The sequence below is a fragment of the Pseudomonas oryzihabitans genome (assembly GCF_006384975.1).
Classification (GTDB): Bacteria; Pseudomonadota; Gammaproteobacteria; order Pseudomonadales; family Pseudomonadaceae; genus Chryseomonas; species Chryseomonas psychrotolerans_B.
Map to the genome: position 1 here is coordinate 1,637,224 of NZ_CP021645.1, position 15,972 is coordinate 1,653,195.

Sequence of the window (15,972 nt, forward strand, 5' to 3'; positions counted from 1 at the left end):
ATCGGCGCATCCTGCGCCGAAGCGGCGCTGGGATCAAGTCGAAAGACCGGCACGGCAAGGGGAACAACCCCTCAGCGCAGCGCCTTCCGCAACATAGACTCTTCTGTCGGCAAAAAGCTCTGCGCTATCGATGCGCCGTGCTTTGCTCTTCCAAGCAGGGGCAGAGATGGCTAGAATCGCGCGTTTTTTGATCAAGGCGCCTGCTGAGCGCCCGCCGAGGTTAGCCCATGTCCATCCAAGCGTCCGCCCCCAAGGTCGGTTTCGTCAGCCTCGGCTGCCCCAAGGCCACAGTCGACTCCGAGCGCATCCTCACCCAACTGCGCATGGAAGGCTACGAGATCGTGCCGACCTATGAAGACGCCGATGTGGTGGTGGTCAACACCTGCGGTTTCATCGACAGTGCCAAGGCCGAGTCCCTGGATGCCATCGGTGAGGCCATCGCCGAGAACGGCAAGGTGATCGTCACCGGCTGCATGGGCGTGGACGAGGGCAATATCCGCGGCGTGCATCCCAGCGTGCTGGCGGTGACCGGGCCGCAGCAGTACGAGCAGGTGGTCAATGCCGTACATGAGGTGGTACCGCCGCAGCTCGAGCACAATCCGCTGATCGATCTGGTACCGCCGCAGGGCATCAAGTTGACCCCGCGCCATTACGCCTATCTGAAGATTTCCGAAGGCTGCAACCACAGCTGCAGCTTCTGCATCATCCCCTCCATGCGCGGCAAGCTGGTCAGCCGGCCAGTGGGCGATGTGCTGTCCGAGGCCGAGCGCCTGGTCAAGGCCGGAGTCAAGGAGCTGCTGGTGATCTCCCAGGACACCAGTGCCTACGGCGTGGACCTCAAGTACAAGCTGGACTTCTGGAATGGCCAGCCGGTCAAGACGCGCATGCTGGAGCTATGCGAGGCGCTGTCGGGCATGGGGGTCTGGGTGCGTCTGCACTACGTCTATCCCTACCCCAACGTCGACGACGTCATCCCGCTGATGGCCGCCGGCAAGCTGCTGCCCTACCTGGACATCCCCTTCCAGCACGCCAGCCCCAAGGTGCTCAAGTCGATGAAGCGCCCGGCCTTCGAGGACAAGACTCTGGCCCGCATCAAGCGCTGGCGGGAAATCTGCCCGGAGCTGACCATCCGCTCCACCTTCATCGTAGGCTTCCCCGGCGAGACCGAGGAAGACTTCCAGTACCTGCTGGATTGGCTCACCGAAGCCCAGCTGGATCGTGTCGGCTGCTTCCAGTACTCGCCGGTCGAAGGGGCACCGGCCAACGACCTGGGTCTCGAGCCGGTCCCGGATGACGTCAAGCAGGACCGCTGGGAGCGCTTCATGGCCCACCAGCAGGCCATCTCCGCCGCTCGCCTACAGCTCAAGATCGGGCGCGAGATCGAAGTCCTGATCGACGAAGTCGACGACCAGGGCGCCATCGGCCGCTCCTATGCCGATGCCCCGGAGATCGACGGTAACGTCTACGTCGACAGCGAAACGCCGCTCAAGCCTGGCGACAAGGTCTGGGTGCGGGTCACCGACGCCGACGAATACGATCTCTGGGCGGAAGCGCTCTAATCGTGCAGCCGGTGGGTGCCGGGTACATGGGCGTGCCCGGCAGCGCTACACTGCGCCGTGGTCGGTGAGGGGGCAGCCGGCTGACTGAGTTCGCGAAGGATGCCACAGCGGTCTCCTTCGCCCTCGCCCTGGCACTGGCGGCGCAACGTCACCAGTTGTTCACGCAGTTGGTTCAATTCGCGGATACGGACCTCCACATGGTGGAGGTGGGCACCGATCAAGGCATCTACCTGGTCGCAGCCGGGCTCGGCCGTATCGCGCAGCGTCAGCAGCGCGCGGATTTCTTCCAGCGTCATGTCCAACGACCGGCAGTGGCGCACGAAAACCAGGCGTTCGACATGGCTTTCGTCATAGCGACGGTAATTGCTGCTGCTACGAGCCGCCGGATTCAGTAGCCCCTCACGCTCGTAATAACGAATGGTCTCGACCGCGCAGTCGGTACGCTTGGCCAGCTCACCGATTCTCATCGTCTTGCCTCGGACACCTCGGAGTCATACAGACTGCCGAGCCGAGCGCTCTGGAGCAAGGGTTATCGGCTGGTGCAAAGGCCAGCAGAACGGCTCCACGATAGGGGGAATGGGAACACGACAAGAACGACACCCCAGCGATGAGTGGATCGCCAAGGCGTCGTGACGGGTACCAACCTCAGTTGGTGTTGTTCTGGTAGAGCGCGGAGACCCGAGCCTGATGCTCGGATTGGAACTGTGCCTGGGCATTGGCACGAACGGATTTGCTCGACAGGTCGCGACTGGCCGCAGATGCCGTGCCGGACAGCAGGCTCATGAACACGACGGCAACGAGTGCTTGCATACCTAAAACTTTCATAGCGAATACCTCTTGGCAGTGCTGTTTCAATAGACACAGCGTACTCCTGGTACCAATTCGCTAAAAAGGCGCTTTTAAGATAGGTATATTTACTTAAAAGGTAATTATAGGCAGGGAACCGGACTCGTCCGCAAGCGTACGAGTCCGACTAGGGTGCCTGTCCTACTGCACCAGGCTGAGGTGCTTCTCCAACCCCATGGCGCCGCCTGCCCCCATGCGGATCAGGTGGAAGAAGCCGTAGTCCTCCAGATAGACCCAGCGACTCGCTGGTGCATTGGCGGCTTCGCCGTGTCGACACTCGAGGGTCTTGGCGCGACCGCTCAGGGACGCCAAGATGCGGCGCGCCTCGCTTTCGCCCACCACCTTGCAGGTCACCTTGAGTTCACGCTGCTCGGCGTCCTTCAAGGTACCCGTGAGGGTCTGGCGCGCCTGGTAGCCCACTTGGCTACCCACGGTGAGCGCGCGCCAGTTACCGTTGAAGGTCAATTGTTCGAGGGTGGCCAGTTCTTCGACCGGCAGGCTGCCATTGTCCACCCGGGTCCGCCGTACCAGATCGAACAGACCACGCCAGCTGAGCGCATCCACCCGCGCCACCTTGCCCTGCGCAGTCAGCCGCAAGAGCCCCGGTGCGCTGCCGGGGCTAACCTGCACCTCTTCGCGATAGGGATGGCTCTGCCCCTCGTAGCGACTCTCCCCTTCCTCCACGAAGCGCTGCAGCGGAACGCGGGCAGCCGGCAAGCCAAGTGACTGGATGGCCTGCAGCGGCTGAGGTCGCGCCGTCGGCAGCTCGGCCAGGGGGGCTGGTACGTTTGCCGATGGCGCCTCGGCCGTCAACGCCTGCATCCGCGGCGCTGCCAACAAGGCATCACGCCGATCGCAGGCGGCTTCCAGCAGTGTCCGCCGCTCGAGGGGCGCGCTGGCGAAGGCTTCCTGGGTTGGCGTAGCGAGCTGGCCATCGACGATACGGCCACTGGCATCGAGGCCATAGCGGGCCGCGAGCGTATAGCGCCGCGCCTTACAGTCCGCCGCCAGGGAGTCGCGCCATTGCCGTACCGGTGCGCCATAACGCGGCGTCTGCACCGCCGCGGCCAGCTGCTGCCCACCCCAGAACCGCCGCACACCGTTGACGTCGACCAGGCTGTTGCGATCCAGGACCAGGGTGTCACCACCCGGCGCAATGGCCAGGGCACGCCAATCCGAGCTGAATGGCTGCGCGCAGAGCGCCTGTACCTGGAGATTGTGCTTGAGCGCGGCCACCTTGGGCGGACTCAGGGACAGCGGTGCGGCATAGCCATTCACCCGCCCCGGATAGACTCGCTGCGCACCATCCAGATAGAGCAATTCGCCCTCGTCCTTCGCACAGTCCACCGCCACCAGTGCCGTGCCACCCTCGGGCAGGGCCAGCGCCAGTTGTAGACGGGAACCGTCGCGCAGGACGCTGTCGGCAACCACCGGACGGGCGAAGAGATCCTCGGCGTCGGTAGCGGGCTGCGCGGGCGGCGGCTGCGAGGTGGTACAGCCGGTCAGGATCAGGAACAGGCAGAGGGCGTAATGACGACTGGAGATCATGGATCCTCTCGGTAGAAACCGCGATGAATATCGCGAACAACGAATTGAACCTGAACGAAATGCGTCTGGCGCGGATCAATAGAGGAAGCATGCCGCTTGGCATGACCCTCCCCGTTTCCACAACACGAGGTGCATTCATGAATACCGATCAAATCATAGGCAGTGCCAAGGACGCCACCGGCAAGGTCCAGGATAGCTTCGGCGCCGCGACCGGCAATGCCGACTGGCAGGCCGAGGGCAAAGCCCGCCAACTGGAGGGCAAGGTACAGCAGCAGTATGGCCAGGCCATCGACTGCGCTCGCAACATGACCGCCGACAAGCCCTTCACCGCCCTGGCCGTCGCCGGTGGCATTGGCTTCGTACTCGGCGTACTGCTTTCGCGCTCCTGATCGAGGACGCGGGGCTGGCGAATGCGCCAGCCTCAACACAAAAGGGCCTGTCTAGACAGGCCCTTTTGTGTTGAGGCTGCAACGACCTCAGAGAACGAGGTACTTGCGTACGGTATCCACGATGTCGCCGATGTTGAAAGGCTTCTGGAACACGGCATCGAACAACTCCGCGCTCTCCTGCCCCAGATGAGCCTGGGCGCCACTCATGAGGATGATGGGCAGGTGCTGCAGCCCTTGGCGTTCTCGCAGCGCCTCGGCCAGTTCACGGCCGTTCATCACGGGCATCATGAAATCGGTAATGACCAGTGAGGGTAGCTCGCGATCGAATACGTCCAGCGCACGGCGACCATTGCTCGCCTTGACCACCATGTAGCCTTCGTCTTCGAGGGCGAAGGCCAGGATGTCCGCTATCAGAAATTCGTCGTCGACTACCAGTATCGTCGTCATTTGGAAACTCTCCCATCCGACGCGATCATGGTTGCGCTGAGGGCATGGCTGAACCTGAAAGCACCTTCACCATGTCTTTGAACGCCTTTTTCAATTCGATTCCCGAGTGGCCCATTACCAGTTCACGGAGCGAGGGGTCATAGAGACTGTCGCGCACCTTGAGAATGGACAGGACTCGCTTGATCTCTGCCTCGGCCTCGACGAAACGCAGCAGGATGAGATTGTCCACCATGCTGGAAAGTTCGGGCGCCGGGGCTGCTATGTCCGCGCCGAACACATCGCGCAACTCCCAGGTGGCTAGAACTGTGACGCCTTGGGTACGGAGCTCGTTCAGTAGCGCACTGAAGTATTCGATGAGCCGTCCTTGCGGGATGGCGAAACGGGCGATGGCACCCAGGCTGTCGATCACCAGCCGCTTGATGCCATGCTCCTGGATCAATGCCAGCAGCTTGAGTCCGACTTCGTCGATACGCAGTTCGGTGGTGGGCTGCCAATGTATGTGAACGGCGCCCTCCTTCACCCGACTGGCCAGATCGAGACCGAGCGAGTCCGCCTTGAGATGCAGTCGCTCCAGTGGCTCGTAGAAGCCGAACATCAGGCCCGGCTCTTCCGGCGTACAGGCGGCCAGGAAATTCAGGCTGATGGAGGTCTTGCCGGATCCCGAGGGCCCGATGATCAGGGTCGTCGAACTCTCCGGCAGGCCCTGATCGACCATGGTGTCCAGCGACGTGATACCACTGGTCACCCGCTGGTTGTTGACCCTGTAGCTCGAACCCGCCGAGGGATCGCGATAAAGCGTTTCCAGACGCGGAAACACCGTGATGCCGACGTTGGAGATGGTGAATTCATGAAAGCCCGGTAGCGCGCCGCTACCACGGGTCTTGCGCAGGGCCAGGCGCCGGATGGTGCGACTGCCGATCTCTTCCTCGTGCAGATCCAACACGCCATCGACCATGGTGTGTTCCGGGCTGCCGTCCTCGAGTCGCGCGCTGGTGAGGAAGATCACCGTACACCCGGCGAAGGCCGCGTGGCCCTGGAGTTCGGCGATGAACTTCTTGGTGTCGATGGGTGTTTCCGCACGCGAGCGGGCATTGAGCAGGCCGTCCACCACCAGCAGGCTGGCCTTCTGTCGACTGATCTCTCGGCGCAGCAGACGCACCACCTCATCCAGCCCCTCGCCTTCCATGGTGTCGAAGGCGCTGAGGTACTGGACCTGATCGCCGATGCAGGAGCGATCGAAGAAATCCAGTGTGGAAAAGAACTGGAACATCCGCTCATGCGTTTCCGACAACATGGTCGCGAAGAGCACCCGGCCGCCGTTACGCACGTGGTTGAAGGCGATCTGGTTGGCCATGATCGATTTACCGGAGCCGGGACGACCCTGAATGACATAGGAGGCACCGGCAACCAGGCCTCCCTTCAAGATCTCATCCAGCCCCTGGATACCGGTTACGACGCGCTCAAGTTGATTCAAGAACGATGCCTCAAACTGATGTTGTGTCTGGGACGACCACGACCGTGCTCGTTCAGCCCTTCGCAGGCATGAGCCTATAAGTGTACTGCGCAAATAGCCAGCTAGAGGGCTTTCCCTCAGCTACGTTTGCGGATCAGTCCTTCCTGAGCGACCGAGGCGACCAATTGACCATCGCGCGTGTAGATACTGCCTCGGCACAGGCCGCGGGCACCGCCGGCCCAAGGGCTGTCGATGGCGTACAGCAACCAGTCGTCCAGGCGGAAATCCCGGTGGAACCACACCGCATGGTCTAGGCTGGCGATCTGCAGCGAACGGTCCCAGAAGCTGGTGCCATGGGGTAGCAAGGAACTGGGAAGCAAGTTGAAGTCCGAGGCATAGGCCAGCAGATAGCGATGCAGCGCGGGCTGGTCGGGCAGATCGCCGGTGGCGCGGAACCAGACGTGCCTGACCGGCTCGCTGGTCTCCGGCTTGAAGGGATCGGTGAAGACCACCGGGCGCATCTCGATCGGCCGCGGCCCCAGCAGCTTGTCGCGCAGCGGCGCCGGAATCTGCTCGGCGTAGCGCTGGGCATGGGCGATCTCCGATTGCAGGGCTTCAGGGGCAGGCACTTGCGGCATGTTGGTCTGATGCTCGAAGCCCGGCTCCTCGATATGGAAGGACGCGCTGCAGAAGAAGATCGGCTGCTCGCCCTGGAAGGCGGTGACCCGACGAGTGGAAAAGCTGCCACCGTCGCGGATCCGATCCACCTGATAGGTCACGGCATCCACCGCCGAACCGGCGCGCAGAAAGTAGCCATGCAGGGAGTGAACGCGCCGCTCCATCGGTACCGTTTGACTGGCAGCCGACAAGGCCTGCCCCAGTACCTGTCCGCCGAAGAGCTGCGGAAAGCCCAGATCCTGACTGCCGCCCCGATACAGATCGGGCGCCAGGGATTCGAGACTCAGCAGATCGACCAGGTTTTCCAGTACCTTGCTCATGGGAAGGTTCCTTGACAGAGAGCGGCCATCATACGCAAAACCAGCGATAAGCTGCGCGACCTGCCTCCATCTACGCGACCTACTCATCGTATGACGATGATTGGTGGAGCTAGTCGGCGGAATAATGGTCACAATGAGGTTACCGCTGTCCGATCTCAGGCGTCCTTCCATGACCGAAACCTCACCCGCATCCTCTCCCGTACCGTCCGCGTCGTCGCAGATCGCGGAGCTGGGCAAGGGTCTCGGACACAACGACATCTTCTTCGCCGCGGTGAAGAAGACCCGTATGCCGATGATCGTGACGGACCCGCACCAGCCGGACAACCCCATCATCTTCGCCAACGAGGCCTTCCTGCGGATGACCGGCTACGAGCTCGCCGAGGTGCTGGGCCGCAACTGTCGCTTCCTGCAGGGCCCCGATACCCAGCAGGAGCATATCGCCGAGATTCGCAATGCCCTGCGTGAGCAGCGCGATTGCAACGTCGAGCTGCTCAATTACCGCAAGGACGGTACGACCTTCTGGAACGCGCTGTTCATCTCGCCGGTGCTCGATCCCCAGGGCGAGCTGATCTATTACTTCGCCTCGCAACTGGACGTCTCCCGGCGGCGCGATGCCGAGGACGCCCTGCGCCAGGCGCAGAAGATGGAAGCCCTGGGGCAGCTCACCGGGGGTATCGCCCACGACTTCAACAACCTGCTGCAGGTCATGGTCGGCTATCTGGATATCCTGAGGATCAATCTGGATCGCCCCGAATTGGACCGCGATAAAGCCAAGCGCCATGTCGACAATACCCGCGACGCGGTGAATCGGGCGGCAACCCTGACGCAGCAACTGCTGGCCTTCGCCCGCAAGCAGCGCCTGACCGGACGGGCGGTGGATCTGAACAAGTTGATCACGATGCGCCAGGCGCGCCTGGCCAAGGCGCTCGGCGATCCCTTCCGCTTCATTTTCAGACCGGCCTCGGGGTTGTGGAGTTGCCGTCTCGATCCGATCCAACTGGAAACCGCCCTGCTCAACATCGTCGACAACGCGCGCCTGGCGATGCTGGAGCGTGGGACCGGCACCCTGACGCTGGAAACCCTGAACATCGAGGTCACCGGCCAGGACCTGGCGCACGGTGGGTTATCGCAAGGGCATTACGTCTGCATCGCGCTGACCGACACCGGTTGCGGGATGTCCACCGACATCCTGGGCCGGGCGCTGGATCCGTTCTTCACCACCCGCGAGGAGGGCCAGGGCAGCGGTCTGGGGCTGTCGATGGTCTATGGCTTCCTCAAGCAGTCGGGCGGTCTGGTCCGGCTGTATTCCGAAGTCGGCGTGGGCACCTGCGTGCGACTTTATTTCCCCGTCGCCGAAGAGCAGGTCAGGGAGCATCCCGCTCCGCTGCAGGTCGCCCATGAAGACAAGGGCGGCTCGGAAACCATCCTGGTGGTGGACGACCGACCGGATGTGGCGGCCCTGGCGCAAGCCATTCTGGAGGAAGGCGGCTACCGGGTATTGGTGGCCTATAACGGCCAGCAGGCCCTCGATCTGCTCGCACGTGAGAGCTCCATCGACCTGCTGTTCAGCGACCTGATCATGCCGGGCGGGATGAATGGGGTCATGCTGGCCAAGGAGGCGCAGCGGCGCCAACCGAGTCTGCGCATCCTGCTCACCACGGGCTATGCCAACAACGCCCTCGAACTCGAGGAGGGCAGCAGTGAGCGCTTTCAGATCCTCAACAAGCCCTATGGCCGCCAGGATCTGACCCGCGCCATCCGCCACATGCTGGACAGCGCCCAGCCATGAGGGACGAGGCCCTGGAGCGCGACGCCGCCAGCTGCGACACCGGGCCTGCGGGTCCGGTCGATCTCCAGAGCTTCCTCGCTTGCCTGGAGCGAGTCGGTAACAGTCCAGAGCAAGTGTCGGTGCAGCATCTGATCGACGCCATCGGCAGCCGCTCCTTCGGCCCCATGATCCTGCTGCCGGGGGTGCTGGCCATCTCGCCGCTGACCGGCATCCCCGGTATCGCGACCGCCATCGCGGTCTTCGTGATGCTGGTGAGTGGTCAATTGCTGCTCGGCCGCGACCACTTCTGGCTACCGCGCTGGGTATTGGAACGTAACGTCTCGCGGCGCAAACTGCGCAAGTCGCTCAGGCTGATGCAGAAACCCGCGCGGTGGGTGGACAAGGTGGTCAGGCCGCGCCTGCGAGTGCTGACCTCGCGGCCGGCGCACTTCGTCACCGCCCTGCTCTGCATCCTGATCGCCGCGACCATGCCGGTGCTCGACCTGGTTCCCTTCGCCAACACCACGGCGGGCCTGGCGCTGACCTCCTTCGCGCTGTCGCTGATCGCCCGCGACGGCCTGTTGTTTTTGCTGGCGCTGGGCTTCTGCACCGGCATCGTCTGGTTCATTCTGGAGCTGTTGGTGTTTTGAGCGCCCGCCTGCCGCTGGTCTACCACGAGGACTACAGTCCGCCCTTCCCTGCCGGCCATCGCTTTCCGATGGAGAAGTTTCGGCTGCTACAGGAGCACCTGAGCACCACGGGCATCCTGGGATCGGACAATTGGCATCGGCCCGAACCCTGTCCGGACGACCTGCTCGCCCTGGCTCACGCGCCCTCCTACATCCAGGCCTTCCGAGCGGGCGAACTGGCGCCGCCGCTACAACGCCAACTGGGGTTACCCTGGAGCGAAGCCCTGGTACGTCGCACCATCCGCGCCGTGGGCGGTTCCCTGCTCACCCTCGAACTGGCGTTACGCCATGGCCTGGCCTGCCACCTCGCCGGCGGTACCCACCATGCACACCACGATTACCCGGCGGGATTCTGCATCTTCAACGACCTGGCCATCCTCGCCCTGTCGCTGCTGGAGAGCGGGCGCGCCGGGCGGGTTCTGATCCTGGATTGCGACGTACATCAGGGCGACGGTACGGCCCGCATCCTCGCCGAGGTGCCGGACGCCATCACCGTGTCCTTGCACTGTGCGACCAACTATCCGGCGCGCAAGGCCCAGAGCGACTGGGATATTCCCCTGCCGCGCGGGCTGAACGACGCGGGCTATCTACGGGTGCTCGACGATGCCCTGAGCTACCTGTTGCCCTTCTATCAGCCAGACGTCGTGCTCTATGACGCCGGCGTGGACGTACACCGTGACGACGCCCTGGGTTATCTGGACCTGACCGATGCGGGGCTCGCCGCCCGTGACGGCTTCGTCTTGCGACGCTGCCTGGCGGCGGATATACCGGTGGTAGGGGTGATCGGCGGCGGTTATTGCGCCGATCGCGTGGCCCTGGCCCAGCGCCACGGCATTCTGCACCACACGGCGACCCAGGTCTGGCATGAGCTGGGCCTGAACTGAACAGGAGTTTCCATGAGCAAGACCGCTAAGACCCCCGAATCGAGTCAGGCGCGCCTGGCCGTGCTGATCGACGCCGACAACGCCCCGGCTGCCATCGTCGACGGCCTCATGGCCGAGATCGCCCGCTTCGGCGTGGCCAGCGTCAAGCGTATCTATGGCGACTGGACCCAGCCGCAACTGAACAGCTGGAAGAAGGTACTGCTCGACCATTCCATTCAACCGGTGCAGCAGTTCGGCTACACCAAGGGCAAGAACGCCACCGACAGCGCCCTGATCATCGACGCCATGGACCTGCTCTACACCCGCCGCTTCGACGGCTTCTGCCTGGTCTCCAGCGACAGCGACTTCACCCGTTTGGCCGCGCGGCTGCGTGAAGAAGGGCTGACGGTCTACGGCTTCGGCGAGGAAAAGACGCCGGACCCCTTCGTCTCAGCCTGCGACAGATTCATTTACACCGAGATCCTCAGGTCCAAGCCGCGCGAAGAGTCGCGCGAAGTCAGCAGCACCTCGGACAAGCCGGCTACCACCAATCGCGGCAAGCCCAAGCTGAGCACCATCCTCAAGCTGATCGAGCAGGCCGTGGAAGACGCCTCCGACGAGGGCGGCTGGGCCAACCTGGGCATGGTCGGCGCCAACCTGGGCAAGGTGCGACCCGACTTCGACGCCCGCCTCTACGGTCATCGCAAGTTCAGCGGCCTGGTGAAGGCCCATGGCGATCGCTTCGAGGTCCAGGAACGGGATCCGGCCGATGGCAGTTCCGGCAAGGCGGTGTATATCCGCAATCGTTGAAGCCGCCGCGCTTGCCCGGCTCTAGCGCGCACAACAGCGCCGAAAAGCGGCGAACGGTAGCCATCAAGGTGCCATACCATCGGTCCGACACCGCGGAACCGCTCGGCTGGCGGCGGCCTCCACCCTAGGTGAACGCTACCCAACGGAGACCGCCATGCGAGCCTTGACCTACCACGGTGCCCACGATGTCCGCGTCGATACCGTACCCGATCCGACCATCCAGGACGCCGACGACATCGTCCTGCGGGTGACCGCCACGGCCATCTGCGGCTCGGACCTGCACCTGTATCGCGGCAAGATTCCCACCGTGGAGCACGGCGACATCTTCGGCCATGAGTTCATGGGCATCGTCGAGGAGACCGGACCGGGGGTCACCGCCGTGCAGAAGGGCGACCGGGTGGTGATTCCTTTCGTCATCGCCTGCGGCAGCTGCTTCTTCTGCAACCAGGATCTCTACGCCGCCTGCGAGACCACCAATACCGGGCGTGGCGCCATCCTCAACAAGAAGCAGATTCCGCCGGGCGCTGCGCTGTTCGGCTTCAGCCATCTCTATGGCGGCGTGCCAGGCGGCCAGGCCGAATACGTGCGGGTGCCCAAGGCCAACACAGGTCCCTTCAAGGTGCCGGGCACCCTGGCCGACGAGAAGGTGCTGTTCCTCTCCGACATCCTGCCCACCGCCTGGCAGGCCGTGCTCAATGCCGGCATCGGCCAGGGCTCCAGCATCGCCATCTACGGCGCCGGACCGGTGGGCCTGCTGTCGGCGGCCTGCGCCAAGATGCTCGGCGCCGAGCGCATCTTCATGGTCGATCACCATCCCTATCGCCTGGCCTATGCGCAGCGGACCTATGGCGTGATCCCGATCAATTTCGATGAGGACGACGATCCGGCCGCCACCATCATCGAACAGACGCCGGGCAAGCGCGGGGTGGACGGGGTGGTGGATGCCGTGGGCTTCGAGGCCAAGGGCAGCACCACCGAGACCATTCTCGCCAACCTGAAGTTGGAAGGCAGCAGCGGCAAGGCCCTGCGCCAGTGCATCGCCGCGGTCCGCCGCGGGGGAAGCGTCAGCGTGCCGGGCGTCTATGCCGGCTTCATCCATGGCTTCCTGTTCGGCGATGCTTTCGACAAGGGCCTGACCTTCAAGATGGGCCAGACTCACGTGCAGCGCTATCTACCGGAGCTACTAGAGCACATCGAGCGCGGCGACCTGGCGCCGGAGGCGATCATCACCCACCGGTTATCCCTGGAGCAGGCGGTCGACGGCTATAAGATCTTCGACAAGAAGCAGGAGGACTGCCGCAAGGTGATCCTCACGCCTGGGCGGACCGAGCCGATCATTCCCGAGCGCCTGGAAGAACCCCTGGCGGCGCCGCTGGGTCAGGCCGGCGTGGTCTAGTCGAGTCGCGTACAATGGCGGTTTTCCTCAGCTCCTGGATGCCGCCATGTCTCTCCTTTCCGCCACGCCCGTCGTCGCTGTCATCGGGGGTGGCCCCGCCGGGCTGATGGCGGCCGAGACTCTGGCCGCCGCAGGGGTTCCTGTGGACCTCTTCGATGCCATGCCTTCGGTGGGCCGCAAATTCCTGCTGGCCGGCGTGGGTGGCATGAACATCACCCATGCCGAGGAGCAGGCTGCCTTTCGCCAGCGTTATCGCGAGCGCGAGAGCGGCGTCAGCCCCTGGCTCGACAGCTTCGATAGCGATGCCCTGCGCGCCTGGATTCATGAGCTGGGTATCGAGACCTTTGTCGGCACCTCGGGCCGGGTTTTTCCCACCGACATGAAGGCCGCTCCCCTGCTGCGGGCCTGGCTGCATCGCCTGCGCGACCAGGGCGTACGCATCCACACCCGCAGTCGCTGGCTAGGCTGGGACGCCGAGGGCCGGCTGCGCCTGGCCACGCCCGACGGCGAGCGTAGCGTCCAGGCCCAGGCCTGCGTGCTGGCGCTCGGCGGCGGCAGTTGGCCGCGCCTGGGGTCGGACGGCGCCTGGCAGGCACTGCTGGCCGAGCGGGGTATCGCACTGCGACCGTTGGAGCCGGCCAACTGCGGTTTCGAGGTAGCGGGTTGGAGCGACTTGCTCAAGACCCGCCATGCCGGCGCCCCCATCAAGCCCGCCGCCCTGGCCCTGTCCGGCCAGCCGCCGCGCCAGGGCGAGTTCGTGCTGACCGAAACGGGGATCGAAGGCAGCCTCGTCTATGCGCTGTCGGCGGAGATTCGGGCGGCCATCGCCCGCGATGGTCAGGCCACCCTGACGCTGGACCTCGCCCCGCAACGGGAGCTCGCGGATCTGAGCCGCGCCCTCGCCAAGCCCAGGGGTAATCAATCCCTGGCCAACCACCTGCGCCGCCAGGCCGGGATCGAGGGCGCCCGGGCTGCCCTGCTCCGCGAACTGGCACCGGCCGAAGCCTTCCAAGACATGACCCGGCTGGCCCAGGCCTGCAAGGCCGTACCTCTTACGGTGGTAAGGCCGCGCCCGCTGGCCGAGGCCATCAGCAGCGCTGGCGGCGTCCCCTTGGAGGCGCTGGATGAGGGCCTGATGCTCAGGCAACTGCCCGGCGTCTTTTGCGCGGGCGAGATGCTCGACTGGGAGGCGCCCACCGGTGGCTATCTGCTCACCGCCTGCTTCGCCAGCGGGCGGGCGGCAGGCCAGGGGGTATTGCGCTGGCTAGCGCAACGCTAGGAACGCTCGACGAACTCCGTCGCCGGCGAGCCATCGGCATTGTGCTGGCGGATCACCGCCGGCCGGCCTTCCGCGTCCAGCAGCACCTGGCCCATGCCGGCGCCGTTCCACAGGCGTTCACCGGCGTCACGCCGATCCGGTAGCCGTGGCTGCAGTTCCCAGCGACGCCGCTTGGTGAAGCCATTGAGCGGCGACCAGGGTGCATAGAGCCAGCGGTTGAGCCTATCCAGCGTCGCCAGCAGGCGCGGCGGAAACTCGTTCTTGATGCCGCTGCTGGTGATCTGCCAGAGCCGCGGCTCTCCGCGTCTATCGCGGATGCGGATGTCGTAGACGAAGGAGTAATGCACGTCGCCGGAGAGCACCACGTAGTTGCCCGGGGTGCGCCGGTGGCGAAAGATGTTGAGCATGGTCTTGGCCGCACCGGGATGGGCCATCCAGTTCTCGGCGTCCACCATCAGCGGCTGGCCGAACCAGGTGAAGATGCGCTGTACCGCCTCGATCAACTTGACGCCGAACATGGGCGCTGCCGAGACGATCACCGCCGAGGGATGGTCCAGCAAATCCTGTTGCAGCTCGCATAAGGCCTCCCAATCCATCAAGCCTGAGGGATGTTCGAGCCGGCGCTCACTGCGCCAGCGCCGGGTGCGGGTGTCCAGCACGATCAGCGGCGGTTCGGTCTTGAGGACGTAGTGCCAACCTTGGAAAGCCAGGAGATCATCAATACAGGTGTTCTGCACCGGGCAATCCAGCCGGCCATCGTCCCCCGCCGTGGCCAGCAGTCGCTCCGTGGCCGCCAGGGGCTCGGCCACCGATTCGGGCGCATTGCCCCAGGCCTGGCACAGCAGATAGGCCAGCAGCGCATTGCCGATGATCCGCCGCGAGAAGGGATGGCCGTAGGCGGTTTCCTCCCAGCGCGCGGACAGATTCCAGTCGTCGGTGACATCGTGGTCGTCGAAGATCATCAGCGTCGGCACGCTGGCCAGGGCGCGCGCCGCCTGGGGCAACGTCGCGACGAAGGCCTCGATGCAGCGCGACTCCCGGGCATAGCGCTCGCGGTCCTGCTCGTCCAGCGCCGGCGGTTCGACGTCGATCAGGGTCCAGGGCGTCGGCGACCAGCACAGCAGGTAGAGGGCCAGGACCTCGCTCAGGGTCACCAGGTGATTGTGCGCATTGGTGGAGGTGAAAATAGGTTTCTCCACCCCACCGAAGAAGCGTTCGCGCAGCGCTCGGTTGGACTTGAAGGCCGGCAGCAAGTCCTCGCGATGGTAGAGGTTGGCCGCATGGGCCATCAGTGCCTCGCTGTCCGCCACCACGGCGCCTTCGAGCAACTCGCCATACAGCCCGAGGCGGCGGATCAGCGCCTGCACGGCCAGCAGCATGGGCCCGGCCACGTCGTCGGCGTAGACCTGGTCTCCGGTGAGCAGCAAAGCCGCCGGTCGTTCCTGGGCGGTGTTGCAGCCCTGCACCAGACGATCGACCGCGACCAGCCCATCGGCCGAAGCATGGTGGGGCTTGCGGCAGGAACCGTGCAGCAGATGATCGAAGCGGGCCCGCAAGACGAAGCGCGGCAAGCCCCCGTCGGCCTGTAGCAGATGCGGCGCCCAGTCGCGCATCCCGCCAGCGGGCAGTTGCACGTCGTAGTCGATGAAGACATCCGTTGGCAACGCCGCCTCCGGCCAGACCTCGATCAACTGCAGATAGGCCTGTTCGCCCAGGCGCAGGCAGCGCACCTCGCTACGCAGCGCCAGCTCGATGCCGTCCTGCCACAGCCGCGGACCAGGTGCCTCGGCACCGGTGGTCACCAACCAGAGCAACAGCCGCGACGACTCGACCCGCCGCAGCAGCGGACCAGCCAATACCGGGGGTAAGGCACTCGCGTCGATCATAGGGTCTCCTGTGGCCGCAGAACTGACCACTATGCCGCGCC

General features: G+C 64.4%; 15 protein-coding genes. 8 read left to right on the top strand and 7 right to left on the bottom strand.

The window, feature by feature from the left end:
• Positions 1–227: 227 nt before the first annotated feature.
• Positions 228–1,559 (top strand): 30S ribosomal protein S12 methylthiotransferase RimO, encoded by a 1,332-nt coding sequence (gene rimO, locus CCZ28_RS07110; RefSeq protein WP_140217154.1) that lies wholly within the window; start codon positions 228–230, stop codon positions 1,557–1,559.
• Here the strand turns inward: rimO and cadR are convergent.
• The 3 genes from cadR to CCZ28_RS07125 form a co-directional block, all read right to left on the bottom strand.
• Positions 1,556–2,026: a Cd(II)/Pb(II)-responsive transcriptional regulator gene (gene cadR / locus CCZ28_RS07115; RefSeq protein ID WP_058761130.1), complete on the bottom strand. Its 471-nt coding sequence runs from the start codon at positions 2,024–2,026 to the stop codon at positions 1,556–1,558. The genes rimO and cadR overlap by 4 nt on opposite strands.
• Before the next feature lie 178 nt (positions 2,027–2,204).
• Entirely contained in the window at positions 2,205–2,369 is a 165-nt protein-coding gene (locus CCZ28_RS07120; RefSeq protein WP_205894642.1) for a hypothetical protein, read from the bottom strand.
• A 177-nt stretch (positions 2,370–2,546) separates the two neighbouring features.
• The gene (locus CCZ28_RS07125) at positions 2,547–3,953 is read right to left on the bottom strand and encodes a hypothetical protein (RefSeq protein WP_140217158.1); all 1,407 of its coding nucleotides are present in this window, start codon (positions 3,951–3,953) and stop codon (positions 2,547–2,549) included.
• A gap of 137 nt (positions 3,954–4,090) precedes the next feature.
• Here CCZ28_RS07125 and CCZ28_RS07130 point away from each other — a divergent pair, with 137 nt between their 5' ends.
• Positions 4,091–4,342: a CsbD family protein gene (locus CCZ28_RS07130; RefSeq protein ID WP_058761133.1), complete on the top strand. Its 252-nt coding sequence runs from the start codon at positions 4,091–4,093 to the stop codon at positions 4,340–4,342.
• A gap of 87 nt (positions 4,343–4,429) precedes the next feature.
• On the opposite strand, the gene CCZ28_RS07135 is transcribed toward CCZ28_RS07130, so the two are convergent.
• The 3 genes from CCZ28_RS07135 to tesB form a co-directional block, all read right to left on the bottom strand.
• The gene (locus tag CCZ28_RS07135; RefSeq protein ID WP_140217160.1) at positions 4,430–4,789 is read right to left on the bottom strand and encodes a response regulator; all 360 of its coding nucleotides are present in this window, start codon (positions 4,787–4,789) and stop codon (positions 4,430–4,432) included.
• Positions 4,790–4,814: 25 nt separating this feature from the next.
• The gene (locus CCZ28_RS07140) at positions 4,815–6,263 is read right to left on the bottom strand and encodes an ATPase domain-containing protein (RefSeq protein ID WP_140217162.1); all 1,449 of its coding nucleotides are present in this window, start codon (positions 6,261–6,263) and stop codon (positions 4,815–4,817) included.
• Positions 6,264–6,379: 116 nt separating this feature from the next.
• Entirely contained in the window at positions 6,380–7,240 is an 861-nt protein-coding gene (gene tesB / locus CCZ28_RS07145; protein WP_140217164.1) for an acyl-CoA thioesterase II, read from the bottom strand.
• 169 nt (positions 7,241–7,409) lie between these two features.
• Between tesB and CCZ28_RS07150 the strand changes: the two genes are divergently transcribed.
• From CCZ28_RS07150 to CCZ28_RS07175, 6 genes are all read left to right on the top strand, one after another.
• On the top strand, positions 7,410–9,029 hold the full coding sequence (locus CCZ28_RS07150; protein ID WP_140217165.1) for a histidine kinase famiy protein: 1,620 nt from the start codon (positions 7,410–7,412) through the stop codon (positions 9,027–9,029).
• The gene (locus CCZ28_RS07155; RefSeq protein WP_140217167.1) at positions 9,026–9,658 is read left to right on the top strand and encodes an exopolysaccharide biosynthesis protein; all 633 of its coding nucleotides are present in this window, start codon (positions 9,026–9,028) and stop codon (positions 9,656–9,658) included. The genes CCZ28_RS07150 and CCZ28_RS07155 overlap by 4 nt, the downstream gene beginning before the upstream one ends.
• Complete coding sequence (locus tag CCZ28_RS07160) at positions 9,655–10,581, top strand: histone deacetylase family protein (RefSeq protein ID WP_140217169.1); 927 nt, start codon at positions 9,655–9,657, stop codon at positions 10,579–10,581. Before CCZ28_RS07155 ends, CCZ28_RS07160 begins: the two co-directional genes overlap by 4 nt.
• 12 nt (positions 10,582–10,593) lie before the next feature.
• On the top strand, positions 10,594–11,370 hold the full coding sequence (locus CCZ28_RS07165) for an NYN domain-containing protein (RefSeq protein WP_140217171.1): 777 nt from the start codon (positions 10,594–10,596) through the stop codon (positions 11,368–11,370).
• A 154-nt stretch (positions 11,371–11,524) separates the two neighbouring features.
• On the top strand, positions 11,525–12,766 hold the full coding sequence (locus CCZ28_RS07170; RefSeq protein WP_140217173.1) for a zinc-dependent alcohol dehydrogenase: 1,242 nt from the start codon (positions 11,525–11,527) through the stop codon (positions 12,764–12,766).
• Between the two features lie 46 nt (positions 12,767–12,812).
• Positions 12,813–14,045, top strand: a complete 1,233-nt coding sequence (locus tag CCZ28_RS07175; protein ID WP_140217175.1) for a TIGR03862 family flavoprotein — start codon at positions 12,813–12,815, stop codon at positions 14,043–14,045.
• Here the strand turns inward: CCZ28_RS07175 and CCZ28_RS07180 are convergent.
• Complete coding sequence (locus CCZ28_RS07180) at positions 14,042–15,931, bottom strand: alkaline phosphatase family protein (protein ID WP_140217177.1); 1,890 nt, start codon at positions 15,929–15,931, stop codon at positions 14,042–14,044. The genes CCZ28_RS07175 and CCZ28_RS07180 overlap by 4 nt on opposite strands.
• Positions 15,932–15,972 lie beyond the last annotated feature (41 nt).